Genomic DNA, 26925 nt, shown 5'->3' on the forward strand with positions numbered 1-26925 from the left:
CAAACCCATGCCGGGGCATGGGTTTGTCTGGAACAGTCACGCAGAGTGTTACTTCATCGCCACCAGCATCGCCGCTGGTTGCTCCAGGTACTGTTTCCACAGGTTGCAGAAACGGGCAATGGTACCACCGTCAATCACCCGGTGATCGCCCGACCAGCTGATTTGCATCAGTTGCCGTGCTTCGACCTCACCTTTGGCATTAAAGCGCGGTAAGGTCTGCACCTTGCCAAGCGCCACAATCGCCACTTCAGGCTTATTGATGATGGGCGTTGCCACCGTGCCACCAATGGCGCCGATGTTGGAGATGCTGATAGTGCCACCTTTGAGCTGATCCGGGCTCACCCGCCCTGCACGGGCCTGATCGGTCAGCTCAGTCAGCTCTTTGGCAATATCGACAATGGACTTTTGCTCGCAGTGCTTGATGTTCGGTACCAGCAAGCCAACTTTCGAATCCACTGCCACGCCAATATTGTGTGCGGCTTTGTAGATTAGCTCGCTGCAATCGGCATTGACCTGACTGTTCAGAATTGGGAACTGCTGAATGGCCATCGACAAGGCTTTCATAAAGAACGGCATCATGGTCAGCTTCACGCCCTGCTCACGGTACTGATCTTTCAGCTGGTTGCGCAATGCGCTCAGCTCGGTCAAATCAATCTCATCGCAGTAGGTAAAGTGTGGAATGCTGCTGACCGACTCCATCATCTGCCGGGCCATCGCCGCTTTGACACCTTTAATCGGCTCGACTCTGTCTTCTGCTGCAGCTGTTGCCACAACGGTGCTGCTGGCTTTAGCCGGTGCAGCAGCTTTGCTGGAGCTGGACGCAGTGGTTTTGCCATCGGCAAAGGCGCGCACATCCTCTTTAAACACCCGGCCTTTATCGCCAGAGCCTGGCACCTTGCTGATATCCACATCCAGCTCGCGGGCCAAACGCCGTACTGCCGGGCTGGCTACCGCTTTACCTGGGCGCAGCTCGGCTTGTTGCGTTTCGCTGCTTTGCACAGGGCAACTGGCTTTGGCAGTTGCACTCGCTGCGGGCTTAGCACTGGTCGCTGCCACAGAGCCGGCGATACGCATGCCAAACAACGGCTGATGCACCTTAGCAATATCGCCTTTTTGGTAATACAGCTTGGTGACGGTGCCGGAGTATTTGGCCGGAATTTGCACCAGGGCTTTGTCGGTCATCACATCGCAGACCGGCTGATCTTCTTCGATGTTATCGCCTTCGGCTACCAGCCATTCGACAATCTCACATTCCACAATGCCTTCGCCAATATCCGGCAGGATAAAGTCTTCTTCGGCTTCCGCCTGGCTGCTGGCTGGTGCTGCGCCGGCAGCTGGCTCAGTGGCTTTGGCATCAGCAGCACCATCGCTGGCCAGTTCCATTTCAAACAAGGGGCCATGTACCTTGGCAATATCGCCCTTTTGGTAGTATAGCTTCGAGACCACACCATCATGCACTGCTGGAATTTGCACCAGCGCTTTGTCGGTCATCACATCACAAACCGGCTGATCTTCTTGGATGGTATCGCCTTCGGCAACCAGCCATTCGACAATTTCACACTCAACAATGCCTTCGCCAATATCTGGCAGAATAAAATCTTTTTTCATGCTGCCCTCACTTAGAAGCTCATTGAACGCACAATGGCTTCGTAGGTTTTCAGATGATCGGCGACGTATTCTTTTTCCAGCGCCAGTGGGTACGGAGCATCCAGACCACAGACCCGCTCAATCGGGCTTTCCAAATGCAAAAAGCACTCTTTTTGGATGGTAGCGGCAATTTCACCGGCAAAACCACCGGTCAGTGGCGCTTCGTGGTTGATCACAAGGCGGCCGGTTTTTAGCACCGAATTGGCAACCGTCTCAATATCCCATGGCAAAATGCTGCGCAAATCAATGATCTCACAGAAAGTACCATCTTTTTCTTTCGCCATATCGGCCGCTTTTTGCACGATTTCCATCTGCGCGCCCCAGGCCAGTAAGGTCAAATCGCTGCCCTCTTGCACCACTTCGGCTTTGCCAATGGGTAGCTCGTAGTAGTCTTCTGGTACTTCACCCACAGCGGCACGGTACAAGCGTTTAGGTTCGAAGAAGATGACCGGATCCGGGCTGTTAATGGCAGCCAACAGCAAGCCTTTAGCTTGATACGGATCGCGCGGTACCACCACCTGCAATCCCGGCGTATGGGCAAAATAGGCTTCAGGCGACTGGCTGTGGTAATGACCACCGGCAATGCCGCCGCCATAAGGGGTACGGAACACCAGGCCACCGACATTGAACTCATTGCCGGAGCGGTAGCGGAATTTGGCGGTTTCGTTGACGATCTGATCAAAGGCCGGAAAAATGTAGTCGGCAAACTGGATTTCCGCCACCGGTTTCATGCCCTGAGCCGCCATGCCGTTGGCAAAGCCAGCAATGCCCTGCTCGGTCAGCGGAGTGTTGAAACAACGATCACGGCCGTACTTTTCCTGCAGCTTGCTGGTGGCGCGAAAAACACCACCAAAGTGGCCGACGTCTTCGCCAAAACAGACGACGCTGTCGTCCTTTTCCATCGCCAAATCCAGCGCATTGTTAATGGCCTGCAATAGATTCATTTTTGCCATCACTCGATTCTCCCCGCCGTCACCGGATAGGCATCCGGGTATTTTTTAATGTGCGCTTTTAACTCCTTCAGTTGTTGCTGCAACTGCACAGTGGGCTCGGCGTACACATCGGTGATCATGTGTTCAATACCAGGTTTAGCGACTTTTTCGGCTACTTTCAGTGCATCCAGAATTTCCTGACGCAAAACGCTGGTTTGCTCGGTATCGGCGGCTTCATCCAGCCAGCCTTTGTTGATCAACCACAAACGGAAACGACTGATGGGGTCGTTCTTGCGCCACAACTCTTCTTCTTCTTTCGAGCGATAGCCACTTGGATCGTCCGATGAGGAGTGCGCCGCCAGGCGGTAGGCCATCGACTCCAGCAAAATAGGCTCATTGCCAGCCAGTGCCTGCTCACGCGCCATCTTGGTGGCCTGATACACTGCCAGAATATCGGCACCATCCACCCGCATGGTTTTAATACCATAACCCACACCACGACAAGCAATGCCATCACCGACAAACTGCTCATTGGCAGGGGTTGAAATGGCATAACCGTTGTTGCGGCAGAAAAACAGTGCCGGCGCCTTATGCACCGCTGCCATATTAAGACCAGCATGGAAATCACCTTCCGACGCAGCACCTTCACCAAAGTAGCACAGGGTGACATTTTTCAGGCCACGCAAGCGCTGAGCATAGGCATAGCCACTGGCCTGAGGAATTTGGGTACCCAGCGGGGATGAGACCGTCATATAGTAAATATCTTTACTGCCGTAATGCACCGGCATCTGCCGGCCTTTACCCAGATCTTTTTCGTTGGAAAACAGCTGGTTCATAAACTGCTCCAACGAAAAGCCGCGGTAGCGCAAAGCACCCTGCTCACGGTATTGCGCCATGATCATGTCTTTATCATCCAGCGCCGCAGCGCTGCCAACGACAGCGGCCTCTTCGCCAAGACACTGCATGTAAAAGCTGATACGACCCTGGCGCTGGGCGGCTAACATCCGCTCATCCAGCACCCGGATAAATACCATGGTATCGTACATTTTTAAGGCGGTGGCTTTATCCAGCTCGGGCTCTTTGGCCCCTTCATACAAGGTACCATCGTCTTTGAGTAAGCGAAGCGTGGGAATACTTAACGCATGACCGCTGGTGAACTCTGCCGAATGCACCGTGGTAATGGTGGCGTTATTTGGGTTGGTCATAGGGTTTCTCTTGGTTGTTTACTCCAGCCGGCTTTACGTAGACGTAAAGCAAAGCCCGAGGTTGAACATGCTAAGCAAGCTCCAGTATAGCTACGAACCGTCTAGCCACTCACAATGAAGCGGCTAAAGTATAGCTGCACAGGCCTGCTCTTCCCCATTTCGTCTGTTACTTTAGCAACAGATCACTGTTATGGTTGTTATTGTCGACGCCAACTTTACCTTTACGTAAACTGCATTGCAACTCCGGCCAGCGCCTTTTCTGTGGCAAACAACGGATTCAGTGTCAGTTTTGCTGTACTGTTTCTTGCACGTACAAACCCGGTCCCTAGATAGCACAATGCCCGGTTTTACCGGGCATTGTGGCTTAAGTGGGGGCTTGCTTAGGCCAATTGCCCTTTGACCGAGCGCGGGATCACCATCAGCATAGCGCGTTGGCCAACTGCCACTTTGGCATTGGGGAAAATCAGCGCTTCACCCTCTTGCTCGACCCGGTATTCAGTATCACCATCGGTCGCCAGCAAAGTACCCACCGGATAAGTAGTAAAGTTTTCCACGTCATCAGCAAAGTGCAGTTTAAAATCCTGTGTTTGTTTATGGATCGAGCGGTACACCTCGTACAGATGAAAGTTGGCTTCATCAAAATCTTGGGTTTTAAGCGCTGCATCAGCCACTAAAGCACGCAAACTGGTGCGTACTTCGCTAAAACGGTTCATATCGTTTTGGCCAAAAGGCCGCACCTTGCCAAGCTCGATTGTAAAGGCATCGGCACCATGGGTATTGGAGGCATAATAACTAAAAGTCGAAGCTGCCGTTTGCATCAACAGCACAGTACTGACACCACAGGCCTGTAAAAACTCCAGCTGATTTTTCTGCCAGGGCTTGCCGTGCAAAAACGGATACACCGCAAATTTCTCAAAGCGTGAGCCACGAATGGCGGTATGCAAATCGTACAGATAACGCTTGCGTGTACCTTTCGGTGCCTGTTGATAAAAACGCGTGACGTATTGCTCCAAAGCCAGTGCGCGCTTGCGTTCATCGTTTATCAGGCCAGCGCCTTTGCTGTGATGGCCGGAGAACAAACGATTCAGATTTTCTTCGACTTCACGCTTGCCGGCATTAATCGCAGCCGGGTTGCCAATCAGCACCAGTGTACGCTGCTTGGGCGCTAGCTTTTGTCGCAGGACGTCTTGCACCAGCTCGGCACAAATCTCGATCGGCGCTGTTTCATTGCCATGCACACCACAAGACAGCACGATGTCTTTGTCACCGGCCGCAGCTGGCTCAAAACAAATCACGCCGGTATCCCATACTTGCACGGTGACGCCATTATCCAGACGAAACTCACAAGGAGAAAGCCCTGCGGGGTGGTTCAGGGTATGGCGAAGAAAATCATCGTTTGGGATCCACTGCTGGCTCATACCCAAAGGCTCCTTGCTAGTTAAAGATTTAATGAAGACACACGCTGTTACTATACCAGCCAAGAGAAAAAACAACAGGCTTAGGCAACCGATTGCTGTTTGTTCAACCAGAGGTTTAGGGGTTTAGGCTTGGCTGCGGCTGCGACTTCGCTGCGGGTGTACCGGTAAAAAAGTGCACCTGATTACGGCCCCCCTGCTTGGCGCGGTACATCGCTTGATCGGCATCGGATAGCAACTGCTTTAGCTCATAGCCGGAGGTATCACTGGAGGTGACACCAAAACTAGCGGTCAGTAAAAACTCATGGCCGGAGCGCTTGGTATCGATGTCTTCAATCGAGTCACGGCAGATCTCTGCCAGCATCAGTGCTTTATCGGCATGGCAGCCTGGCAGTAGAATGGCAAACTCTTCCCCGCCAAGTCGACCAAACACATCATCCAATCGCATAAAGTTACGGCAGCTTTGCACCACTTGCTGTAGTACCCAGTCGCCAGTAGCATGGCCGAATTTGTCGTTAATTTGCTTGAAGTGATCAAGATCAAACAGAATGACCCCAACCGTCAGGCCCTGCTTTTTGCAATGCAGCAAGGACTTTTCCGCCAGCTTGTTAAAATGATAACGGTTGCTGATGCCGGTCAACTCATCGTTCTCGGCCATAAATTTAAAGCGGTGGCGCCCCATCAGGCCTTGGTAAGCGAAAAAACCCAGCACCAGCAGTAACAGTACAAACAAACCTAGCAAAAGCCGGGCATTCTGGGCTTCCTTGCTGAGCACTTGCTGCTGCAAATTCAAAAGGCTATTTTCCATATTCAAGAACTCTATCTGCTGAGTTTTGGCCTGCATTACAGCCTTCGTTTCATGAAAACTGCGAATTCTTTCAGATTGCGCATCACGGTATTGTAATTGTGTCTGATGGAGTAGTTTGTGATAGTGCAATGCAGATTTGTAATCGTCTTGCCGCTCATACAACTGGAAGAGAATATTGTTGGCTATGACATGAGCTTCAAAATACTGGCTCGTATCCATTCTTGAAATGACTTCTAAAGCAGCCTGCTCTGCAGAGTCAAAATCACTGACCAAATAGTACACTTCCGCTTTTAATGCCTGATAATAAACATGCAAAGGCTCATAGCTTAGCTGTTGAACATTTTTGTAGTACTCGTTCGTCATTTGCAGCGCGCGCTGAAAATCCTCAATATCTAGCAAGTAACGAATATAATAGTAATGTACTAGGCTCTCGAAAACCTGATCACCAGCCTGCTGACAACTGACAACTGCACGTGAATACATTTCATCAACGTATTCAACTTTCTTCAACCGGTAATAGGACTCTATCATCAGCTGCTTGGCCGGACATAAATCCCAACCCTGGCTACTCTGTTGTTGCGCTAGCATGGAGTAATGCAGAGCCTCTTCATACAGACCCGCATGATTGTACAACAAAGCCACAACCCTTAACGCATGCAAACGTGCTGTTGTATTTTTCGATTTTGGTACTTGCTGTGTGATCTCATCGGCTAAAACAAATGCCTCAGCAAAGCGGCCTTGAATTGTTAAAATATTCAATAAGGTGGACTGGGCTCGTAGCATTAACTCAGTATCTACGGTCGCTTGCGGAATAGACTGAAGAATATGGATTGATTGCTCAAAATTACCAAGAAAGCCTTGCTCATAGCCAGTTAAGTACTTCAAGTAGACTTGTTGTTCAGCAGTTAGTCTATTTGATTGTTCTTTAATATCATGCAGGTAACGTTGAAACTCAGAAAAGTCAGAGCTTTTAATGCTATCTGCATACACGAGCATTTCTGACAAGTCCTTGGAGGCAGCCATCACACTAGGCTGCTGGCATACCATCAAAACAAGAAAAACAAGAAAGCTCTGTATAAACTTAACCAGCATGCCGAAGTTTATCACCAGCACTTTTCAGCTGAGCCTGCTTTTGGTGCTTATTATCCTCATCCTCTTCATCATCCTTTTCCTTATCCTCTTGATCAGGATCTTCGGCTGGATGAAGCCCACATACCACTTGAGCACGTACCTGCAAAATCTGGTTTAACTGCTCAACATTGCCATGATTCAATGCTTGCTGAACCTCCAAAGGTAGCTCCAGCATTTCAGAATCAAGACTTAGCTTCTTCCTTTCTTTTTCAAAGGCGGTGGTCTGCCCCATCTTTTCCAGAATATTAATAATACTAGTCATTAAATTCTCACTTTTTATTTCTGCCTCATTATGGCAGTTAGCCCACACTTTTGTGCTTGCATTTCTCTCAAGCTAACGATGAATTCATAGCCGCCTACACAGGGCTTAATATCCATCTAAACTTAAATTAAATCAAGTGATACCAAGCATTCATGGCCTACAAGCCAAAATGTTACATAAATTAGTTTTGCTCATTCAGCATAGCTAATCGTTTAAGCATTTCCCTGTTTGGTTGCATTGACAAGGCAGGAGGAATAACCAAAGTTGTTTTCAGACTGAACTCAGAAACCGGCAAATCTTTGAGTAATACACAGTCTATCCGAGCTTTTTGCAGTGGCAAGCCTATGGCTTCATACAAAATGACCGAATGATCAAGCGGGTAATGTACCTGCAAGGTTTCTAACAATAGCTTTCGGTAGCTGATTCCTGTTGAAAACCGGGTTAAGCTTTTATCCCCAGCAACACCTATCTGCCAAAGCACCAGATACGCAGATGGATTTATCGTACACTGGTAAAACATGAATTGACTGGCCTCGTAATGTTGACAACCATAAGTACCTGGATCGATACCAAGATCAGCATACAAGCAAGCCTCAGCTGAGATCCCCGGCTCCATGTGTGCCTGGTAGCCCTGTTCACGAGCTATAGCTATGGCTTTATGGGGCACCCAGGCAAATACACCGGGGTGACCGTAAAAAGCTCCCACCACATTTTTTCCCGCTTGAACCTCAGCCAGCATAACCTTCACCATCTCTTTATAACTTTGCAAACGAGACTTCCCCTCTTGATAGAAGGGCTGCAAACTGCGAACATCAGCATTCATACTCTCAATCCACTGCTCTGATATTCCATCGGCAACCAGCACAAAAACCACGTCGGCCTGTTCAATATAACGACGACTTAGCGGACTGATATGAGCCCCTAATGTCATCCCTGTCCCCACACAAACAAGACGTCCATGCTGCATCAATGCCCCCGGCAATTCTTATTGTAATGTTGTTCGATGAACCAGGTTTGCTGGTTATTTGCTGTCACTCTTGTTCCTTTTGTCATTGCCGCCGTTTGAGCCATAGCAATTGCAGCCGCATTATCAGGATGAAGTTGAAGCCAGACTTTTGAAACACCCAAAGCGAACAACCTGGCTATGCACTGTTGTAAAACTTCAGTGGCCACTCCTTTCCCCTGAGCCTGTTGGCTCAGGATAATACCAAACTCGATACCTGCATCCCCCGTGTCGGTTAATCCCATCAGACCTAAACTCCGCCGGCTGCTTTTACTTTCAATCACAAAAAATAACCGCCGCCATTGAAGTGCAACATTGAGTTTTAGAGCCTTAAAGAAGCTTGCTACTGCCTCACCCTCCGTTAAAGATCTACCAATGTAACGCATACTATTGGCATCGGTATAAAGCTGCAGATACAAAGTTTGATCTTTGCCAGTTAACAGCCGCACACTGGTGTGCGCGGTAGTAAAAGTCAGTTGCGATGCAACAGGAACATAGCCAATATCCAAACACGCTGCATTGTATTGCTTCATATCCGCTCACTGTGACAATTTTTTGTTTAGCATACCGAAATTTGAAGTTGGAGCCAGTCAGCTGCCAAACTTTGTCTTTTAATGCCATACTTAGCCGTAAGCTTTAAGAGAAGGTCGCGAGCTGTAATGGGTGATAAAAAGCTGTTGTCTCTTTTGCTGTTCAGTTTGAGCTTACCCGCTCAGGCTCTGCAACCTGTGGAGCAAACCACACTGCTGGTTGGGGTTGGAGCCGATAAACCACCGTTTATACTTTCCAACGCAGAGACGATATCCGGGCTTGAGGTGGATATTTTCCGCGAAGCTATGGCCGGGTCGGGTTATCAACTCGAGTTTGTCGCTTTACCCTTTCATCAATTAAACCGCGCATTGCTGCTGTTTCCTGATCTTGATGTTGCAGCGGGTGTTGGCACGGAGTTTTTTGACAAGCTGCATTATGTCGATCAATTCAGTTATTACGAAAATGTCGCCATCAGCAAAGCCGCAGCGAATGTGAAGCTCGAATCTGTCCGGGATTTACAGCAGTACTCTGTGGTTTCCTGGCAAGGAGCCAGCCAGCCGGCAACACCGCTTGGTTCCGTCTTTCATTACCTCTATGATGCAGCTGATCGCCAGACCCATCAAGGCTATCAGGAGCTGAGCCAATACAGCCAGAATGCCATGTTCTGGCTGGGCCGAACCGATGTGATTGTGGTGGATCGGGCCATTTTTAGTTGGTACCGCCGCTTGCTGGCCGACAGCAAGGATACCTCGGCGGAGGTCAGGATCCATCAGCTCTTTCCTGAGCGTCAATACACCCGGGTCGCATTTCGCGACCCTGAACTGGCCGCTCTGTTTGCAGCTGGCCTGGAGCAACTCAAAGCCTCAGGCCGCTACCAGCAGCTGTACCAGCACTATCTGGATTGATGGGGTTTCCTGGTTGGCCGCTTCGCCTTCTTCCCTTTATGAGCAGCCGGATCCAAGCCGGTATGACGGGTTAGCGCCTGTTGGCCAGGCTTTGGCTTGGCCGGGCGTCTGGCAATAGGCTTGTCATCCGGCGGTACCAAGCAGTCTTTGCTGCGGCCAATCAGATGCTCCATCTTGTGCGCAATCAAGGCTTCGCGGATTTGCCCCCAGCCTGCCGGATCGTGGTAACGCAGCAGCGCCTTATGCAGGCGCCGGTTACGTTCGCCTTTTGGCACAGGCACATCTTCAGTCGTGTGCTTGTGGATGTTTTTCAGCGAGTTCAAGCCGGTATGGTAAATGGTGGTGGCATTGGCCATTGGGCTGGGGTAAAAGTTCTGCACCTGATCCAGCTTAAAGCCGCGCTGCTTTAACCACAGTGCCAGGTTGATCATATCCAGATCGGTGGTACCAGGATGCGCCGAAATAAAGTATGGGATCAGGTACTGCTCTTTGCCGGCTTCTTTGCTGTACTGCTCGAACATGGCTTTGAATTTGTCGTAAGCGCCCATGCCCGGTTTCATCATTTTTGATAAAGGCCCCTCTTCGGTGTGCTCTGGGGCAATTTTCAGGTAACCACCGACATGGTGCTGCACCAGCTCTTTGACGTAATTCGGATCTTCCACCGCTAAATCATACCGCACACCCGATGCTACCAGCACTTTTTTAATGCCCGGAAGAGCGCGCGCTTCGCGGTACAGCTCAACCGTCGGGCTTTGATCGGTATCCATGTGTTCACAGATGGTGGGATAGACGCAGGATGGCCTGCGACAAGTTTGCTCGGCACGGGGGTTTTTGCAGCGCAGCCGGTACATATTAGCCGTTGGGCCGCCTAAATCCGAGATCACCCCGGTAAAACCCGGTACTTTGTCACGGATTTGCTCGACTTCGCGCAAAATAGATTCTTTTGACCGGCTTTGGATCACCCGGCCCTCGTGCTCAGTAATGGAGCAAAAGCTGCAACCACCAAAGCAGCCACGCATGATATTGACCGAGGTTTTGATCATCTCATAGGCCGGAATTTTCGCCTTGCCGTAGCTTGGATGCGGTACCCGCTGGTAGGGCAAGCCGAACACCAAATCCATCTCTTCGGTACTCAGCGGAAAAGCCGGCGGGTTGACCCAGATATGGCGATCGCCATGGCGCTGCATAATGGCACGAGCGCAACCTGGGTTGGTTTCCTGATGCACAATGCGAGAAGCATGGGCATAGAGTGGCTTATTGACCGAGACCTGCTCAAACGCTGGCAACTTGACGTAAGTTAACTCCCACGGCTTTTGTTTGGCTGGCTGCACCACCACGGCTTTGGCGTCGACGGGCTGTGGCTTGGTTAAGTCAATGCCGGCTTTGGCAAACTCGGAGTAGCTGCTGCAACCAACATCATCGGCGCCATAGGGGTTTGGGATGGGATCGATTTTGCCTATTTTATCCAGTGCAGTGGAATCAACGCCACGCCAGCCAGGCAACGGCTCTTTGCGGATCACTGCGGTACCACGCACATCCTGAATGCTGCTAACAGGCTCGCCAGCAGCAATCCGGCTGGCTACTTCAATCAAAGGGCGCTCGGCATTGCCATAAATCAGTAAGTCGGCTTTGGCATCGAACAGCACAGAGCGACGCACTTTTTCCGACCAATAATCGTAATGGGCAATACGCCGCAAACTGGCTTCAATGCCACCAATGATCACAGGCACTTCTTTGTAGGCCTCTTTGCAGCGCTGAGAGTACACCAGCACGGCCCTATCGGGCCGCTTACCGCCGACATCGCCTGGGGTATAAGCATCATCGTGCCGCAGTTTTTTATCGGCGGTGTAACGGTTAATCATCGAGTCCATGTTGCCGGCGGAAACCCCAAAAAACAGATTGGGCTTACCGAGGCGCATAAAGTCGCTTTTGCTGTGCCAGTCCGGCTGAGCAATAATACCCACCCGAAACCCCTGTTGTTCCAGCATACGCCCGACCACCGCCATGCCAAAGCTGGGATGATCCACATAGGCATCGCCCACCACCAGAATAATATCGCAGCTGTCCCAGCCCAGTTGATCCATCTCTTTGCGTGACATCGGCAAAAAGGGGGCTGTGCCATAACACTCCGCCCAATACTTCGGGTAGGAAAACAGATCACGCTCTGGAGCCATGCGGGCTACCTGAGTGCGGGGACGGAGTGAAGGAGCTGATTGCGACATGAAAACGGCCTGGTGAATAACAGGCCGTTAGTATAGCGGTTTAATGGCAGAACTTACAGCCTCAGCCGGTTAACTCCGCCGTGCTTTCCGGGCGGTAATACCGCAGTTTCAACTCTTCCAGCACACTGTAAGCAGCCGGTACCAGCAATAAAGTCAGCACGGTTGCTACCGACATACCAAATATCACCGTAATGGCCAAAGAGGCGTTGCCATTGCCACCTGGCCCCGAATCGAAAGCGGCAGGGATCATGGCAAGGATCAGGGTAAGGGATGTCATCAGCACTGGCCGTAAACGCACCGGACAAGCCGCTCTAAGTGCCTCATTGATGCTCATGCTATGTTTTTCCCGATATTGGTTGGTAAGGTCAATCAGCAAAATTGAGTTTTTGGTCACGACACCAATTAACAGCACCATCCCAATCATCGAATAAATATTCAGTGAATAACCGGTCAAACCCAAACCAAGAAAAGCTCCCATCACAGCCAAAGGCATGGCGGTCATAATAATCACCGGCTGCAAATAGGAATTAAACTGGCTGGCCAACACCATGTAGACCAGGACGATAGCAATCATAAAGACAAACAACATGGCATTGACGGTTCGCCCTAACTCTTCAGCCTGACCGGTCAATGCAATGCTGAACCCATTCGGTAATGTTGTCGCCGCCGTGGTATAGAGCTGCTCAATCGCATCCGATAACGGCATATCCGGGGCGATGTAAAAGGGCACTGCATACTGCAGGTTGTATCGGCTGATCACGGCAGGTGCATGGCTTTGCTCAAAATGCGCCACTGCATCCAATCGAACCCGCTGCCCCTCACTGTTGCGCAGCCAAATCCGGCTTAAATCCGCAGGGGTAGTAAATTGATCATCCCGGCCTTTTAAACGGATGCGAAAACGCTCCCCACCACCAAAATCATCATCAAAGCGGGCAACATCGGCCCCACCAATGAAAATATTTACCGCCTGCACCACATCGGAAGTCCGTAATCCCATAAAGTGGGCACGCTCCCGATCCACCCGTAATTGCAGCTGAGGCTGATTCTGGCGCAAATCCATATCAATGCGGCCAAGTCCTCGTTGCTGCAACGCCTCGAGCAAGCGCTCGGATTGAACGGCTAACTGCTCCTGATTGGTAGAGCGCACATTGAATTGTAATGCTTCGCCACGCTGGCCACCAAACAAGCCTTGGGAAGACGTAAAAATCCGCACCCCGGTTACTTCTGCAAATGCCCGGTCCAGGCGTTGCATCACTTGTTGTTGGCTAACACTGCGCTGCTGCCAGGGCAAGAGCCTTACAAAAGCCGTCGCTTCATTGACACCGGCACTGCCGGTACCAATGGAAACAAAGTAATTATCCACCAAGGTTTCCTGCGTCAGAATGGCTTCCATTTCAGCGACTTTCTCATCCATATAATGGATAGAAACGCCTAAAGGAGCCCGCATGGTTACCACAAACTGGCCTTCATCTTCTTCCGGAGCAAACTCTGCTGGCAATTGCATACCCAGCCATAAGCTGGCTAGTATGGCAAGGCCAGACACGGTAATCACTTTGCTTCTATGGGCCAGCCCCCAGATAAGGATGCGTTGGTAATGATTATCCAGCCACTGAAACGCAGCTTCTAAACGATGATAGGCTTTGCCATGTACTTTGGGGACTGATAAAAAGCGAGCGCACAGCATCGGAATTAAGCTAAGGGCAATGAAAGTAGATACCGCTACGCCAAACACCACCACCACGGCAAAGGATTCAAAGAAACGCCCGATAATGCCTTCCATGAAAATGACCGAGCCAAAAATAGCGATAAGCGACAACGAAGATGCTATCACCGCAGTAAAGACCTCATTGGCACCAATGCCAGCGGCAGCAACCGCATCCGTTTCTCCCTGCTCGCGGTGTCGCCAGATATTTTCCAGCACTACAATGGCATCGTCCACCACCAGACCAATCAATAGCAGGATTGCCAGCATGGTCATCGAATTCAGGGTGTAACCCGCAAAATACATCACCGCAGTTACTGCCAGTAAAGAGACCGGAATGGCGACGATAATGATCAGTGTTGAACGCAGGTTTTTCAAGAATAACCACATGACCAAACCTGCCAACACTACGGCCAGCAGTAAGGTTCTCTCCAGATTGTCGATCATGCTTTTAATGAATGTAGACTGATCCGAGGTCACAGCCAGCTCGATCCCGGCCGGCAATGATGGCCTGATCTCTTCTGCCAACCGTCGCTCAATCTCCTGCACCACCTCCAGGGTATTAGCACCTGCAACTTTGATCACACCAAGCCCGACGCTTTCCTGACCATTGAAGCGAGCCAGCCGCCGATAATCGGTCAAGCCATCTATCACCGTGCTGATATCCTGCAAGCGGACCAAACGTTCACCACTGCGGCGAATAATCAGCTCATTGAGCGCATCAACGTTGTGGTACTCCAAATCCAGCCGTAACATCCGCTCCTGAAGGCCTCCAACCAGAAAGCCCCCACTGGCCAACACATGCTCGTTGTCTATCGCAGAACGCACATCAGCAACGGTAACGCCTTCACGGCTCATCGCATCGGCATCCAGTTCAACCCGGATACGACGATTGCGGCTACCTCCAAGGCGGATTTCACCGACACCATTAATTTGTTCAAGCTGAGGTCTCAGGGTTGTCCGAGCGTACTCCGTCAACTGCTGAATGGTACGATCACCTTTCACAATAAGCCACAAAACGGGCTGCGAGTCCGCTTCTACTTTCTTAATGACCGGCGAGTCGGCATCATTGGGCAAGCTGCCAACCACTTCACTAACCCGGGTTTGCACTTCTGAAAATGCGACATCTATGTCCTGCCCCATCATAAAAGTGATATTCACCGTCGAACTTCCGGGGGCCGAGACTGAACTTATGTTATCAATGCCAGGCACTGTATTGACTGCCCGTTCAATGAATTGCGTCACATTAGCATCAACGGTATCCGGATCGGCTCCTGATAACGAGGTACTGACCGAGATCACCGGGAAATCAACATTAGGCACCCGATCATTGCCAATATCCTGGTAAGCAATCAGGCCAAACAACACCAATACAGCGCTCATCATCACCGCCATGACATGACGGCGAATAAAAAACTGAGGCAAGGACATATTAGCGCCCTCCCTGAACACGCACCTCGGTACCATGCGTCAAATAAGCACTGCCATCCACTACAACACGTTCACCGGCACTGATGCCGGACAAAATTTCCACGCGGTCCGTTGTACGCTGGCCTAGCTCTACCCGGCGCTCTTCTACCTTGCCGTACTCATTATGTCCGGGTAATACATACACCACAGTGCGCCCTGGTCTATCGACAATACTTACGGCCGGTACCTGAAGTGCATTTGACCGTTGTGCTACTTCAACCAAACCTTCCAGCATGGTCCCTGATGGCCAGGATGATGGTGGAATAAACTCGACCACAGCCGTTACTCCCATGCCATCTTCGACCGATGGGCGCAAGCGGGTTACTTTGCCATCAATCCAGTAATCATCGCTTCCTAAGCGGCGTAACTTCACCCGCATGCCAGTTTCAAGCCGACTACCAACCCGCTCAGGAAAAGGCAACGACACTCTGGCACTGCTTTGTGGGATCATCCGAAAAGCGCGGTCACCGGCACTGACAAAATCGCCCTCGGAAATATGGCGCTCATCAATACGCCCAGAAATTGGCGCCTGAATGCGGGTGTGAGCCACCTGCCGCTGCGCAGCTTCCCGCCTGCTTTCGGCCGCTTTCAGCTCCTGACGTGCGGTATACAAGTCGGCCCGGGCAGACTCCAAATCCATTTGGCTGACGTACTGACCACCCCCCACCATTTCCAGCCGGTTGAGGTCACGGGCAAACTGCTCGGCACGTGTTTTCAGGGCAGCCTCATCCGCCTGGGCAGCGGCTAACGCCAGGGTATAAGAGCTATCATCCAGTCGGGCAAGAATAGCCCCTTCTTCCACTTCATCACCAATATCATGCAGCACTTCAATCACACGACCATCCACCTCAGGTGAAACCTGCGGACTGGAAAAAGCCTCACTGCGCGCCATTGAGCGCTCTGTTTCTACCACCGTTGTGATGTGCACGGGTTGTACTCTCACAGGCGTGCCCTGTTGAGCTTTGGCCTCATCACTATTAATAGGTGAGCAGGCGATGGTAGATAAACCAAGGAAGACGGCTGAAGAAATCAAAAATAACCGATGACTACTTGTCTGCATGCATACAACTCCATATCAACTCAGTGCATAATGGTATGCCAATCAAGCTGAGCCTAAGCTGAACTCATTGAAAATAGTACATGAGATAAAGAGTTAGCGCTACGTAAACGCTTTCATGATTTACTGTTGACAGCTCACTTAGCACAGTCAACTTGAATTACTCTGTACAAAAAGTATACTATAGATTCAATCAAAGTCGTTCACAGGAGGTTTATCATGGCAACGGTGGAAAGTACCAACCCGGCGGCATTTGAAGCCAGCCAATTGCTTGGTAATACCCGCTCTGAGCGCTCATTAACCACAGAGCAACCAGCCAATCAGCCTGACCTCAGAGCGAATGATACCGCCACTACCAATAGCGATGTTTCTTCGGTCGATATCAGCCAAGAAGCCAGAGCTGCATTTGCACAAGACAACGCCGACTTTCAGCAAGCACTGCAGGATTTTCGCAACCAAAGTGCACAACAACCGGCACAACTGGTGGCTAATTTATTTGATGATGCTGCCGGCAGTGGTAATCAATCCCTGACCGATGCCCTGGCCCGTTTAAACAGTTTAGCGGAACGTTTGAATGACAACCGTCAGGCGGCCCTGAGTGAGCCAATAGAACGGGCCGATGCAGCTGAGCCAGAAGCCCCCACTGCCGAGGCTACAGCAGCAGAAACAGTGACAACAGCAACTCAGCAAGAAACGCCAGCTGCAGAACCTGAGCCCGAAGCTCTTGATCTCAGCCAGCGCAATCCACTGGATGAAACCGGTCTGAGCCAGGGTTAAAGCTAGTCGTATTTTTGTTTAATTTTTTCGAGCTGCTGGAAAAACTCATCCAGCAGCTTTTCACTGTCGGCATTGCTGTGCCAGGTATTGTGAAAACCTAACGTGAGTTGCACCCGGCTGTTGTCGAAGAACAGTTCGTACCCATCAAAACCAGAAGAGACCTGCACCCCATCCAGCAAGTACCCCTGCCCCCATTCGGTTTCGGTAGCCGAACCATGCTTTTCAATTTTGCTGTAAACATCCATCAGAAATTTACTGTTTATTTTGTGTTCCACCTATTCCTCCTTTATGGAGTGCCCACTACTCACCCTATCTACGTTTAGCTTGTTCAACCAGTTTGCCAATATTTGAACCCTGGCGCTGTTCTGGGTATAGTGCCAGCGGACCCATAACTAATGGAACAAACCATGACAAAAAATATAACCAAGCCTTTGCTGCTTTCCGCTGCGGCCCTTGCCGCTTCTTTTGCTACTTCCGCCAATATCGTAGCACCTGCACCTCTGGTTTCCATCCCTACTCATGATGCTTTTTTTGAGCACCTACGCGACCATTGCGGCAAAGCCTATGAAGGCAAAGTAACCGTGAATAATCCGCCAGCTCCCGGCTTTGAAGGCCGTCTGGTGATGCATGTCCGGGTTTGTGAAGATCACCAATTGCAGATCCCTTTTCATGTTGGTGACAACCACTCCCGTACCTGGATCCTGACCAAAACCGGCTCTGGCATCAGTTTAAAGCACGATCACAGACTGGAAGATGGCAGCAATGATCCTATGACCATGTACGGTGGCCATACCGTTGATGCAGGCTTTGATCGGGTGCAATCTTTCCCTGTTGACCAGTATTCGATTGAAGAATTCGTCAAAGACGGCATTCCGGCCTCCAACACCAACATCTGGCAAATGTACATTTACCCGGAGCAATTTACCTACCGCCTGATCCGTGAGGGCCGTGAGTTCCGGGTTGACTTCGACTTAACCAAGCCAGTGGATCTGCCACCAACCCCATGGGGCTACCAGTAAAGCGCCCAGAGCCAGCAGCTCAGCCTGAGTTGTTGGCGCCTTTGTCCCGTTCAGGTTAGTATAGCTTGGCAATACACCCATTATAATTACAACGAACTTCACTGGAGTCCATTTATGAAACCTATGTATTGGTTTTCAGGAACCCTGGCAGCCAGCTGCTGCCTTGCGCTGAGCGGCTGCGGCCAACCAGCACAGCAATCCGACGTCGTAGCCGCCGACGACACCCCTTGGTATCAGCACGATACCGACATGAACCCTCGCCTGGCTGAATACATCAAAACCCTGGCTTCAAATGAGTTTCAGGGGCGGGCACCGGCCACAGCAGGAGAAACCAAAACCGTTGCTTACCTGGAAGATCATTTTCGCCGCATTGGCTTAAAGCCGATTGATGGCGACAGTTACAAGCAACCTGTCTCACTGGTTCAGATTGATCCGGTGCAAGTAAGCGGAATGACCATTGCCGGCGCTCTGGATACTACCCTCGCTTACCGTGATGAAGTGATGGCCTGGACCACCCGGGTGGTAGACAGCGTCGAGCTCAAAGACAGTGAGCTGGTGTTTGTAGGCTATGGTATTGTTGCACCAGAATACAACTGGAACGACTACGAAGGGCTGGATGTCGCAGGCAAAACCGTGGTGATGTTTGTCAATGACCCGGGCTACGCCACCCAAAACCCGGAGCTGTTTAATGGCAATGCCATGACCTACTACGGCCGCTGGACCTACAAATTCGAAGAAGCCGCTCGCCAGGGCGCAGCCGGTGCCTTGATTATTCATGAAACCGAGCCGGCCAGTTATGGCTGGGGCGTGGTAGCACATGGCTCCCCAATCAAGTTTGATTTGATCAGCGAAAACAAGAATATGGATCGCTCCAAAATCGAAGGCTGGATCACTGCAGAAACCGCAGGTCGTTTATTTACCGCCATCGATACCGATATTGAAACCTTGCGGGCTCAGGCATTATCTGGGGACTTTAAGCCGGTATCACTGAATAGTACAGCGTCCATTTCGGTGAAAAATAACTTCCGTGAGCTGATCTCCAGCAATGTGGTTGGTTACATCGAAGGCAGTACCTACCCGGATGAAACCATTATCTATATGGCGCACTGGGATCACCTGGGCATGGATTTCTCCAACCCAAGCAACCCGGTGTTTAATGGTGCCCAGGACAACGCCAGTGGCACCGGTGCCGTGATGGCCCTGGCCGAGTACTTTGTGCAGCAGCCACAACCTGAGCGCAGCATTGCTTTTGTATTGGTGACAGCCGAAGAGCGTGGCTTGCTGGGTTCTGCCTGGTATGCTGAGCACCCGGTATTCCCACTGGAAACCACCGTTGCCGCCATCAATATGGATGTAATGAATGTGTATGGCCCGATGAAAGACATGGTCGTTGTCGGCTTGGGCAACACCGATCTGGAAGAAATTCTGGTGAAGTACACCGAGCAACAAGGCCGTTATGCCGTGCCTGAGCCGAACCCGGAAGCCGGTATCGCCTACCGCTCTGATCACTTCAGTCTGTCGAAAAAAGGCGTGCCTATTTTGTATGCCAAAGGTGGCAATGACCACTACCAGCATGGTGCTGAATGGGGTGCGGCCCAGCGCGCGGAGTTCAACCGCTGCTGCTACCACAAAGTCACCGACGAGTGGAGCGACGACTTTGACCTGCGTGGTGCGCAGCAGGACATGTTCCTGTACTTCCGCGTTGGCAACGAGCTGGCCAACAGCCGCCTGTGGCCGAACTGGTACCAGGGTAATGAGTTCCGTGCCATCCGCGATGCCAGTGCTGGTGCCCGTAATTAACTAAAGCCAGCAAGATCAGGGCAGCCACGGCTGCCCTTTTTTATACCCGTAAACCATGCATTATCTGCTCAAAAATACCCGGGCACAAAAAAAGCACCCGAAGGTGCTTTTTTAAAGTCGGATGGCAACTTACGCAGCCAGACCTTCTTTTGCTTTGTTGACCAAAGCGGTGAATGCCGCCTTGTCGTACACAGCGATATCGGCCAGGATCTTACGGTCGATTTCCACTGAGGCTTTTTTCAGGCCTGCAATGAAACGGCTGTAAGACAAACCGTTCTGACGGGAAGCCGCGTTGATACGGGCAATCCACAGTTGACGGAACTGACGCTTACGCTGACGACGGTCACGGTAGGCGTATTGGCCTGCCTTAATTACCGCCTGGAAAGCAACACGATAAACACGACTGCGGGCACCGTAGTAACCTTTGGCCTGGTTTAACACCTTCTTATGACGCGCGCGCGCCGTTACACCACGTTTTACTCTTGGCATGTCAAGCTCCTATTCGTTATGCGTATGGCATGCAGCGGTCAAGACCGGCAATATCAACTTTAGCAACCAGGGTTTTAGGGCCCAGTTGACGCTTACGCTTGGAGCTTTTCTTCGTCAGAATGTGGCGAAGGTGTGATTGCTTGCGCTTAAAGCTACCAGAAGCTGTTTTTTTGAAACGCTTCGCGGCACCTTTGTTGGTTTTCATCTTTGGCATAGTATTAAAACTCGCATTGTAGTTAACAACGAATAATAAGGCGTCAGCCACTGGCCAAAACCAGCGGCATGCGCTTGAAAGCCTTATTACTTCTTATTTGGGGCCAGCATCATGGTCATCTGGCGACCTTCCACCCGGCTGGGGAAAGATTCGCACACAGCAATGTCTTCCATATCGGCTTTAATCCGATTTAGCATCTCAATGCCGATTTCCTGATGCGCCATTTCACGACCACGATAACGCAGTGTGACTTTGGCTTTGTCACCCTCTTCAATAAAGCGACGCAGGTTGCGTAGTTTGACCTGGTAATCGCCTTCATCAGTTCCAGGCCGGAATTTTACTTCCTTAATCTGGATCTGCTTTTGCTTTTTCTTCTGCTCTTTCAGAGCCTTACTTTTTTCAAACAGGAACTTACCATAATCCATCAGCTTACAGACAGGAGGTTCCGCATTTGGGCTTACTTCCACCAGATCAACGCCGGCTTCTTCTGCCATGGTCAAAGCTTCAGCAGTAACCACAACACCCAACTGCTCTCCTTCGACACCTACCAAACGTACTTCACGTACATTGATTTCTTCATTTAAGCGGTTCGCCCGCGGTGCTGCCTGATTCTTTTTTCCGACTTTAATGGTTCGTTCCTCCAAGAAAAGAATAATTACGACTTGGTAGCAATTTCTGCCTGCAGCTTAGCAATAAAGCCCTCTACCGACATTTTGCCCAAGTCTTCCCCCTTACGGGTGCGCACCGCCACGTCACCGGCTTCCATCTCTTTATCGCCGACAACAATCAGGTACGGGATCCGCTTTAAGGTATGCTCGCGGATTTTAAAGCCTATTTTCTCATTTCTCAAGTCACTTATCACTCGAATGCCCTGAGATTTGAAAGTTTTTACCAATTTCTGCACATAGTCGGCCTGATGATCGGTAATATTCATCACCACCACCTGGGTTGGTGCCAACCAGGCCGGGAATAAACCAGCGTATTCTTCAATCAAAATACCGATAAAACGCTCCAGCGAGCCTAAAATGGCGCGGTGGATCATCACTGGCGGCTTGCGCTCGCCATCTTCATCGACAAATTGCGCGCCCAAACGCGCTGGCATCGAGAAATCGAGCTGTATAGTACCACATTGCCAGGCCCGGCCGATGGAATCATACAAAGTAAATTCAATCTTAGGACCATAAAAAGCCCCCTCACCTGGCTGGTACTGGAATTCCAGACCATTGCGCTGCAGGGCTTCGGCCAATGCCTGCTCGGATTTATCCCAGCTTTCATCGCTACCAATGCGCTTTTCCGGCCGGGTCGACAGCTTGATATCGATGTTGTCGCTAAAGCCAAAATCTTTGTAGACGTCGTACACCATTCGGATGCAGCTAGTCACTTCATCCAGAATTTGCGCTTCGGTACAGAACACATGGGCATCGTCCTGGGTAAAGGAGCGCACCCGCATCAGGCCATGCAAAGCACCCGACGGCTCGTTGCGATGCACAATGCCAAATTCAGCCATGCGGTATGGCAGGTCACGGTAACTTTTTAAGCCCTGATTAAAAATCTGCACATGGCCCGGGCAGTTCATCGGCTTCACCGCGTAGGTGCGTTTTTCCGACTCGGTGGCAAAGATATTGTCGTGGTACTTGTCCCAGTGGCCGGATTTTTCCCACATTGAGACATCCATGATCATCGGTGCACGGACTTCTTCGTAGTCGTACTCCACCAGTTTTTCGCGCATGTAATTTTCGATGGTTTTATAGATTTTCCAGCCATCATCGTGCCAGAACACCATGCCAGGTGCTTCTTCCTGCCAGTGGAACAGATTCAGTGCCTTGCCAATTTTACGGTGATCGCGCTTTTCCGCTTCTTCGAGCTGCGTTAAATAAGCCGCTAATTGTTTCTTATCCGCCCAGGCAGTGCCATAAATGCGCTGCAGCATCTTGTTGTTGGAGTCGCCACGCCAGTAAGCACCGGCAACTTTCATTACTTTAAAATGCTGACAAAACTTCATATTGGGTACATGCGGACCACGGCACATATCGATGTATTCTTCGTGGTGATACAGGCCTGGCTGATCGTCTTTGCTAACGTTTTCCTGCAGGATTTGCAGCTTGTAATTCTCACCACGGGCTTTGAAGGTATCGAACGCTTCCTGCCAACTGACTTTTTTCTTAATCACGTCGTATTCGGTTTTCGCCAGCTCCAGCATGCGCTGTTCGAGCTGCTGTAAATCGTCGTGGCTAAGCGAATGCTCCATATCCACGTCGTAATAAAAACCTTTGTCAATCACCGGGCCGATGGCCATTTTTACATTGGGCCACAGTTGCTTGATGGCATGGCCAAGCAAGTGCGCGCAGGAATGGCGGATGATCTCCAGGCCTTCCTCGTTTTTGGCGGTGATGATTTGCAGCTCGGCATCCTGCTCAATCAAATCGCAGGCGTCAACCAACTGACCATTGACACGGCCGGCGATGGTCGCTTTCGCTAAACCAGGGCCAATGTCTTTGGCTACATCCATCACAGAAACTGAGTGTTCGAATACGCGCTGACTGCCGTCAGGCAAAGTAATTACAGGCATGACTTGTCCTTTTTCCAGTGGTGGCCCATACCAAGGGTCACATATGAATTCAATAATGTTTACCCGTTTCGGATGAAACACAACGGATAAAGCTGAGACGGTATGCCTTGCGGACCAGTCGATGACCCCTACTAAGAGCCATTTGATGCACAACGCGGAATACCGCTTGTTTTCAGCGCGGCTATGATAACACCTGCCCCCGCGAAGCTCCATACAAAGTCATGGCCGTGGGTGAATTTTCTTAATTTTGCGCCATACTAAGTACACAAAGTTCAGATTGGAGCAAACACCATGTGGCAAGCCATTGCAGAACACATTAACAGTGAGCTGGATACCGACTTTAAAGTGGAAAAAAAACAGCAACTGAGTGGTGGTGATATCAATCTGGCTTACCATATCTCTGATGATAAACACGACTTTTTCATCAAACTGAACGAAAAAGAACAATTGGAGCAATTTATCTCGGAAGCTATGAGCCTGCACTGCATTGAGCAGCGTCACGCCATCCGTGTGCCTAAAGTTATTTGCTACGGCCAAACGCTGGATAAGGCTTTTCTGGTGCTGGAGTATCTGCCTTTAGTAGATGAACACAATGCGGGTTGGGAGACTTTGGGGCTTGCCATGGCCAAGCTGCATGAAGACAGTGGCCAGGCCATGTATGGCTTTGATTGGGACAGCACCCTGGGACGAACCAGTCAGCCCAATAAGTGGCAAGGCAGCTGGAGCAGTTTTTTTTCGGAGCAACGCCTTGGCTGGTTGCTGCAACTGCTGCAGGAGCAAGGCTTTGGCTTTGGCAAAATCGACTTTCTGGTCGAGCAATGCCGGCAGCGGCTGCACCATTATGAACCCGAACCAAGCCTGGTGCATGGTGACTTTTGGCGCGGCAATGTCGGCTTTATGGCCGATGAAGCCGTCATCTTTGATCCGGCCAGCTACTATGGTGATCGGGAAGTGGATATTGCCTTTAGCGAGTTGTTTGGCCGTTTTCCGGAGCGCTTTTATCACAGCTACCAAAATCAGTACCCGCTGGATAAGAACTACGGTGAGCGTAAAAATTTATACAACCTCTACCATGTACTGAACCATGCCTATATGTTCCGTGGCAGTTACCTGCTGCAAGCCCAGGATATGGTCAAGCAGCTGTTCTATTGATCCCTTTATGTTGATCCAAAATAGGTTTCGGCTGATAGAATACTCCCTTTACCAGCAAAAGTGATGCTTCTATGAGCTTAACAACTTCCCCTGTCGCCCTGATCACCGGTAGCGCCAAGCGGCTTGGTCGCGCCATGATAGAACGGCTGCATCATCATGGCTACAACGTCATTATTCACTACCACAGCTCTGAACACGAAGCGCAGAACTTTGCAGGTAGCTTGAATCAGCAGCGCCCTGACAGCGCCTGCCTGGTGCAAGGCGATTTGACCGATAACAACAGCTTGCTGCGTATTGCCAGGGAAGCAGAGCAGGCTTTTGGCCGGCTGGATGTCCTGATTAACAATGCCTCGGCTTTTCATCCTACCCGCATTGGCAGCGCCAGTTTTGACGACTGGGATCAACTGATGGGTTCCAATGCCAAGGCACCGTTTTTCCTGAGCCAGGCATTGGCTCCAGTGCTTTCAAAGCAAAACGGCTGCATTATCAATATGGTGGATATTCATGCCGAACGCCCCTTGCTGGAGCATCCCATCTACTGCATGGCTAAAGCAGCACTTTTGATGCTAACAAAGTCGCTGGCACGCGAATTAGCGCCTACAATAAGAGTGAATGGGATAGCACCTGGCGCCATACTCTGGCCCAGCAACGACATTGCAGCAACAGACAAACAAATGATCCTGCAGCAAATCCCATTGGAGACACTTGGCACTCCGGACGATATTGCCGATACCGCCTTGTTTTTGATCGAATCGGGTTATGTGAACGGACAAATTATTGCGGTCGATGGCGGCAGAAGTCTGGGGGGAACAAAAAAAGCCTAACAGCCTGTTACAATTGGAGGCGGTATGTCGGTATTACGTCGCACCATTGAATGCCCCTTTTGCGGTCACCATCTGCACATTAGTTTTGAGGTGACCGATGAGGATCAGGATTACATCGAAGACTGCAGCAATTGCTGCAATCCGATCCATTTACGCGTGCACAAAGACGATTTGCATCACAGTGTGCAGTTGTTTGTCGATGCCGATGATGAACAGTACTACTAAGCCTGCTGCCGTTGCTGCATCACCCGCTCAACCGTTTGCACAATGGTGACGGTTTGCTGATCCAGCTCAATATTGAGCCGATCACCCACTTGACGCTGCCCCAATGTGGTGATGCTGAGCGTTTCCGGAATTAAGTGCAATTCAAAACCATCCGCATGCACCGCTCCTACCGTCAGGCTGGCACCATCTACTGTAATAAAACCTTTGGCCAGAACATAAGGCAGATACTCTGCCTCCAACCGCAGTCGCATACGGCAGTTGTGCTCGCTGCGTGCAAGCTCGATCAGCTCCGCAGTGGTTTGGATATGGCCAGACACCAGATGGCCACCAATTTCATCGCCAAACTTTAATGAGCGCTCAAAGTTGACCCAATCGCCCTGTGCTAAAGCGCCCAGATTGGTTCTGGCCAGGGTTTCATCAATCACATCAAAAGTGACCCTGCCAGCGGCTTCATCAAAGGCGGTGACCGTTAAACAGACCCCGTTAATAGCAATACTGGCTCCCAGGGCTAACTGCTGCAACTTATTCGAAGCTACGGCAAGGGTTAGCTGGCGAAAATTAGGGGCAGAAGCTATGGCGGCAATTTGGGCCTGACACTGAACAATACCTGTAAACATACACCCTCTGTTGTGCTAAAGTATGCGCCCGTTCCTGCAGGGGCAACTCATTGATCACTATGCTACCTTTTTCCCGCTTTGAAGCCAGAACAATTTTTAAATTATCCGGCCCCATCGTGCTGGCCCAACTCACGCAAACCCTGATGTATTTTGTCGATACCGTGATGGCCGGCCGGGTCAGTGCACTGGATATGGCGGCGATCGCAGTCGCTTCCGGTTTGTGGCTACCGGTGATGCTGACTTTGCAGGGCTTACTGCTGGCGCTCACCCCTATTATTGCCCAGTATTTTGGCAGCAAAAAAACCGAACCGGTGACGCATTACACCCTGCAAGGCTTGTATCTTGGTCTGGCACTGGCAGCTAGTTTATTCGTGGTGATGCAGTTTGCCGATCACTTGCTGGACCTGCTGAATATGGAAGCAGAGCTGCGGGAAAAAACCAGCTTGTACCTGACCTTTGTCAGTTACGGCCTGTTCCCGGCCGCTGGCTACATGGTCATGCGTAACCTGTTTGAGGGCATTGGCAACACCAAAGCCAGCATGTGGATCAGCTTTGTTGGCATCCTGGTGAATATCCCGGCCAACTACGTGTTTATCTACGGCAAGTTAGGCATGCCGGCCTATGGCGGTGCCGGCTGTGGTATCGCCACCAGCCTGGTACTGCTGGCGATGTTCCTGGCCATGCTGGTGTATGGCTGGTTTAGCCGCAGTACCGCCCCCTATCGTTTCTGGCCGGCCCGGCTGACGCCAGATTTTAAAGCCATCTGGCAGGTAATCCGCATCGGCACCCCCATCGCCTTATCGATTTTCTTTGAAGTCACCCTCTTTGCCTGCATTCCATTGATGATTGTGCATCTTGGCCCTGTGGTGGTCGCTGGTCATCAGGTGGCGCACAACTACAGCGCCATTGTCTTTATGATCCCACTCAGCCTGGGCATGGCAGCAACCAT

The 26925-nt window shown here is 50.8% G+C and carries 25 protein-coding genes; 8 read left to right on the plus strand and 17 right to left on the minus strand.

The window, feature by feature from the left end; genetic code table 11:
* Nucleotides 1-48 precede the first annotated feature (48 nt).
* The 8 genes from QWY20_RS17265 to QWY20_RS17300 form a co-directional block, all read right to left on the minus strand.
* Entirely contained in the window at nucleotides 49-1608 is a 1560-nt protein-coding gene (locus QWY20_RS17265) for a dihydrolipoyllysine-residue acetyltransferase (RefSeq protein ID WP_330130256.1), read from the minus strand.
* Nucleotides 1609-1619: 11 nt separating this feature from the next.
* A complete protein-coding gene (locus tag QWY20_RS17270; RefSeq protein WP_330130257.1) occupies nucleotides 1620-2600 on the minus strand; it encodes an alpha-ketoacid dehydrogenase subunit beta in 981 nt (326 codons plus the stop codon).
* Entirely contained in the window at nucleotides 2600-3784 is a 1185-nt protein-coding gene (locus QWY20_RS17275; protein WP_330130258.1) for a thiamine pyrophosphate-dependent dehydrogenase E1 component subunit alpha, read from the minus strand. The genes QWY20_RS17270 and QWY20_RS17275 overlap by 1 nt, the downstream gene beginning before the upstream one ends.
* Nucleotides 3785-4164: 380 nt before the next feature.
* Nucleotides 4165-5202 (minus strand): succinylglutamate desuccinylase, encoded by a 1038-nt coding sequence (gene astE, locus QWY20_RS17280; protein WP_330130259.1) that lies wholly within the window; start codon nucleotides 5200-5202, stop codon nucleotides 4165-4167.
* Nucleotides 5203-5317: 115 nt separating this feature from the next.
* A complete protein-coding gene (locus tag QWY20_RS17285) occupies nucleotides 5318-7003 on the minus strand; it encodes a tetratricopeptide repeat-containing diguanylate cyclase (RefSeq protein WP_330130260.1) in 1686 nt (561 codons plus the stop codon).
* A gap of 85 nt (nucleotides 7004-7088) precedes the next feature.
* The gene (locus tag QWY20_RS17290; RefSeq protein WP_330130261.1) at nucleotides 7089-7400 is read right to left on the minus strand and encodes a hypothetical protein; all 312 of its coding nucleotides are present in this window, start codon (nucleotides 7398-7400) and stop codon (nucleotides 7089-7091) included.
* Between the two features lie 181 nt (nucleotides 7401-7581).
* Nucleotides 7582-8367: an SAM-dependent methyltransferase gene (locus tag QWY20_RS17295; protein WP_330130262.1), complete on the minus strand. Its 786-nt coding sequence runs from the start codon at nucleotides 8365-8367 to the stop codon at nucleotides 7582-7584.
* Entirely contained in the window at nucleotides 8367-8936 is a 570-nt protein-coding gene (locus QWY20_RS17300) for a GNAT family N-acetyltransferase (protein WP_330130263.1), read from the minus strand. The genes QWY20_RS17295 and QWY20_RS17300 overlap by 1 nt, the downstream gene beginning before the upstream one ends.
* 126 nt (nucleotides 8937-9062) lie before the next feature.
* Here QWY20_RS17300 and QWY20_RS17305 point away from each other — a divergent pair, with 126 nt between their 5' ends.
* Nucleotides 9063-9839 carry a substrate-binding periplasmic protein gene (locus QWY20_RS17305; protein ID WP_330130264.1) on the plus strand — a complete coding sequence of 259 codons (777 nt, stop codon included), beginning with the start codon at nucleotides 9063-9065 and terminating at the stop codon, nucleotides 9837-9839.
* Here QWY20_RS17305 and QWY20_RS17310 read toward each other — a convergent pair.
* The 3 genes from QWY20_RS17310 to QWY20_RS17320 form a co-directional block, all read right to left on the minus strand.
* The gene (locus QWY20_RS17310) at nucleotides 9827-12013 is read right to left on the minus strand and encodes a YgiQ family radical SAM protein (RefSeq protein WP_330130274.1); all 2187 of its coding nucleotides are present in this window, start codon (nucleotides 12011-12013) and stop codon (nucleotides 9827-9829) included. The genes QWY20_RS17305 and QWY20_RS17310 overlap by 13 nt on opposite strands.
* A gap of 109 nt (nucleotides 12014-12122) precedes the next feature.
* Nucleotides 12123-15194 carry an efflux RND transporter permease subunit gene (locus tag QWY20_RS17315; RefSeq protein ID WP_330130265.1) on the minus strand — a complete coding sequence of 1024 codons (3072 nt, stop codon included), beginning with the start codon at nucleotides 15192-15194 and terminating at the stop codon, nucleotides 12123-12125.
* A gap of 1 nt (nucleotide 15195) precedes the next feature.
* Entirely contained in the window at nucleotides 15196-16293 is a 1098-nt protein-coding gene (locus QWY20_RS17320) for an efflux RND transporter periplasmic adaptor subunit (RefSeq protein WP_330130266.1), read from the minus strand.
* A 216-nt stretch (nucleotides 16294-16509) separates the two neighbouring features.
* Between QWY20_RS17320 and QWY20_RS17325 the strand changes: the two genes are divergently transcribed.
* Entirely contained in the window at nucleotides 16510-17067 is a 558-nt protein-coding gene (locus QWY20_RS17325; RefSeq protein WP_330130267.1) for a hypothetical protein, read from the plus strand.
* A gap of 2 nt (nucleotides 17068-17069) precedes the next feature.
* On the opposite strand, the gene QWY20_RS17330 is transcribed toward QWY20_RS17325, so the two are convergent.
* Entirely contained in the window at nucleotides 17070-17342 is a 273-nt protein-coding gene (locus QWY20_RS17330) for a DUF3081 family protein (RefSeq protein ID WP_330087133.1), read from the minus strand.
* A gap of 132 nt (nucleotides 17343-17474) precedes the next feature.
* Here QWY20_RS17330 and QWY20_RS17335 point away from each other — a divergent pair, with 132 nt between their 5' ends.
* The gene (locus QWY20_RS17335) at nucleotides 17475-18086 is read left to right on the plus strand and encodes a hypothetical protein (RefSeq protein ID WP_330130268.1); all 612 of its coding nucleotides are present in this window, start codon (nucleotides 17475-17477) and stop codon (nucleotides 18084-18086) included.
* Between the two features lie 114 nt (nucleotides 18087-18200).
* Nucleotides 18201-19886, plus strand: coding sequence for a M28 family metallopeptidase (locus tag QWY20_RS17340; protein WP_330130269.1), 1686 nt, complete (start codon nucleotides 18201-18203; stop codon nucleotides 19884-19886).
* A 129-nt stretch (nucleotides 19887-20015) separates the two neighbouring features.
* Here QWY20_RS17340 and rplT read toward each other — a convergent pair whose 3' ends face one another.
* The 4 genes from rplT to thrS form a co-directional block, all read right to left on the minus strand.
* Entirely contained in the window at nucleotides 20016-20375 is a 360-nt protein-coding gene (gene rplT / locus QWY20_RS17345) for a 50S ribosomal protein L20 (protein ID WP_091340064.1), read from the minus strand.
* Between the two features lie 16 nt (nucleotides 20376-20391).
* On the minus strand, nucleotides 20392-20589 hold the full coding sequence (gene rpmI, locus QWY20_RS17350; RefSeq protein WP_091341054.1) for a 50S ribosomal protein L35: 198 nt from the start codon (nucleotides 20587-20589) through the stop codon (nucleotides 20392-20394).
* 86 nt (nucleotides 20590-20675) lie between these two features.
* Nucleotides 20676-21233 (minus strand): translation initiation factor IF-3, encoded by a 558-nt coding sequence (infC, locus tag QWY20_RS17355; RefSeq protein WP_330087140.1) that lies wholly within the window; start codon nucleotides 21231-21233, stop codon nucleotides 20676-20678.
* An 11-nt stretch (nucleotides 21234-21244) separates the two neighbouring features.
* A complete protein-coding gene (gene thrS, locus QWY20_RS17360; protein WP_330130270.1) occupies nucleotides 21245-23158 on the minus strand; it encodes a threonine--tRNA ligase in 1914 nt (637 codons plus the stop codon).
* A gap of 291 nt (nucleotides 23159-23449) precedes the next feature.
* Between thrS and QWY20_RS17365 the strand changes: the two genes are divergently transcribed.
* The 3 genes from QWY20_RS17365 (at nucleotide 23450) to QWY20_RS17375 (ending at nucleotide 25359) form a co-directional block, all read left to right on the plus strand.
* The gene (locus QWY20_RS17365; protein WP_330130271.1) at nucleotides 23450-24310 is read left to right on the plus strand and encodes a fructosamine kinase family protein; all 861 of its coding nucleotides are present in this window, start codon (nucleotides 23450-23452) and stop codon (nucleotides 24308-24310) included.
* A gap of 71 nt (nucleotides 24311-24381) precedes the next feature.
* Entirely contained in the window at nucleotides 24382-25134 is a 753-nt protein-coding gene (locus tag QWY20_RS17370; protein WP_330130272.1) for a pteridine reductase, read from the plus strand.
* 24 nt (nucleotides 25135-25158) lie between these two features.
* Nucleotides 25159-25359 carry a CPXCG motif-containing cysteine-rich protein gene (locus tag QWY20_RS17375; RefSeq protein ID WP_091340082.1) on the plus strand — a complete coding sequence of 67 codons (201 nt, stop codon included), beginning with the start codon at nucleotides 25159-25161 and terminating at the stop codon, nucleotides 25357-25359.
* Here QWY20_RS17375 and QWY20_RS17380 read toward each other — a convergent pair.
* On the minus strand, nucleotides 25356-25976 hold the full coding sequence (locus tag QWY20_RS17380) for a riboflavin synthase subunit alpha (protein WP_330130273.1): 621 nt from the start codon (nucleotides 25974-25976) through the stop codon (nucleotides 25356-25358). The genes QWY20_RS17375 and QWY20_RS17380 overlap by 4 nt on opposite strands.
* 59 nt (nucleotides 25977-26035) lie before the next feature.
* Between QWY20_RS17380 and QWY20_RS17385 the strand changes: the two genes are divergently transcribed.
* Nucleotides 26036-26925: MATE family efflux transporter (locus QWY20_RS17385; protein ID WP_330130275.1), on the plus strand; the 890-nt coding region annotated here is incomplete at its 3' end.

The organism is Alkalimonas cellulosilytica, assembly GCF_036325985.1.
Taxonomy (GTDB): Bacteria; Pseudomonadota; Gammaproteobacteria; order Enterobacterales; family Alteromonadaceae; genus Alkalimonas; species Alkalimonas cellulosilytica.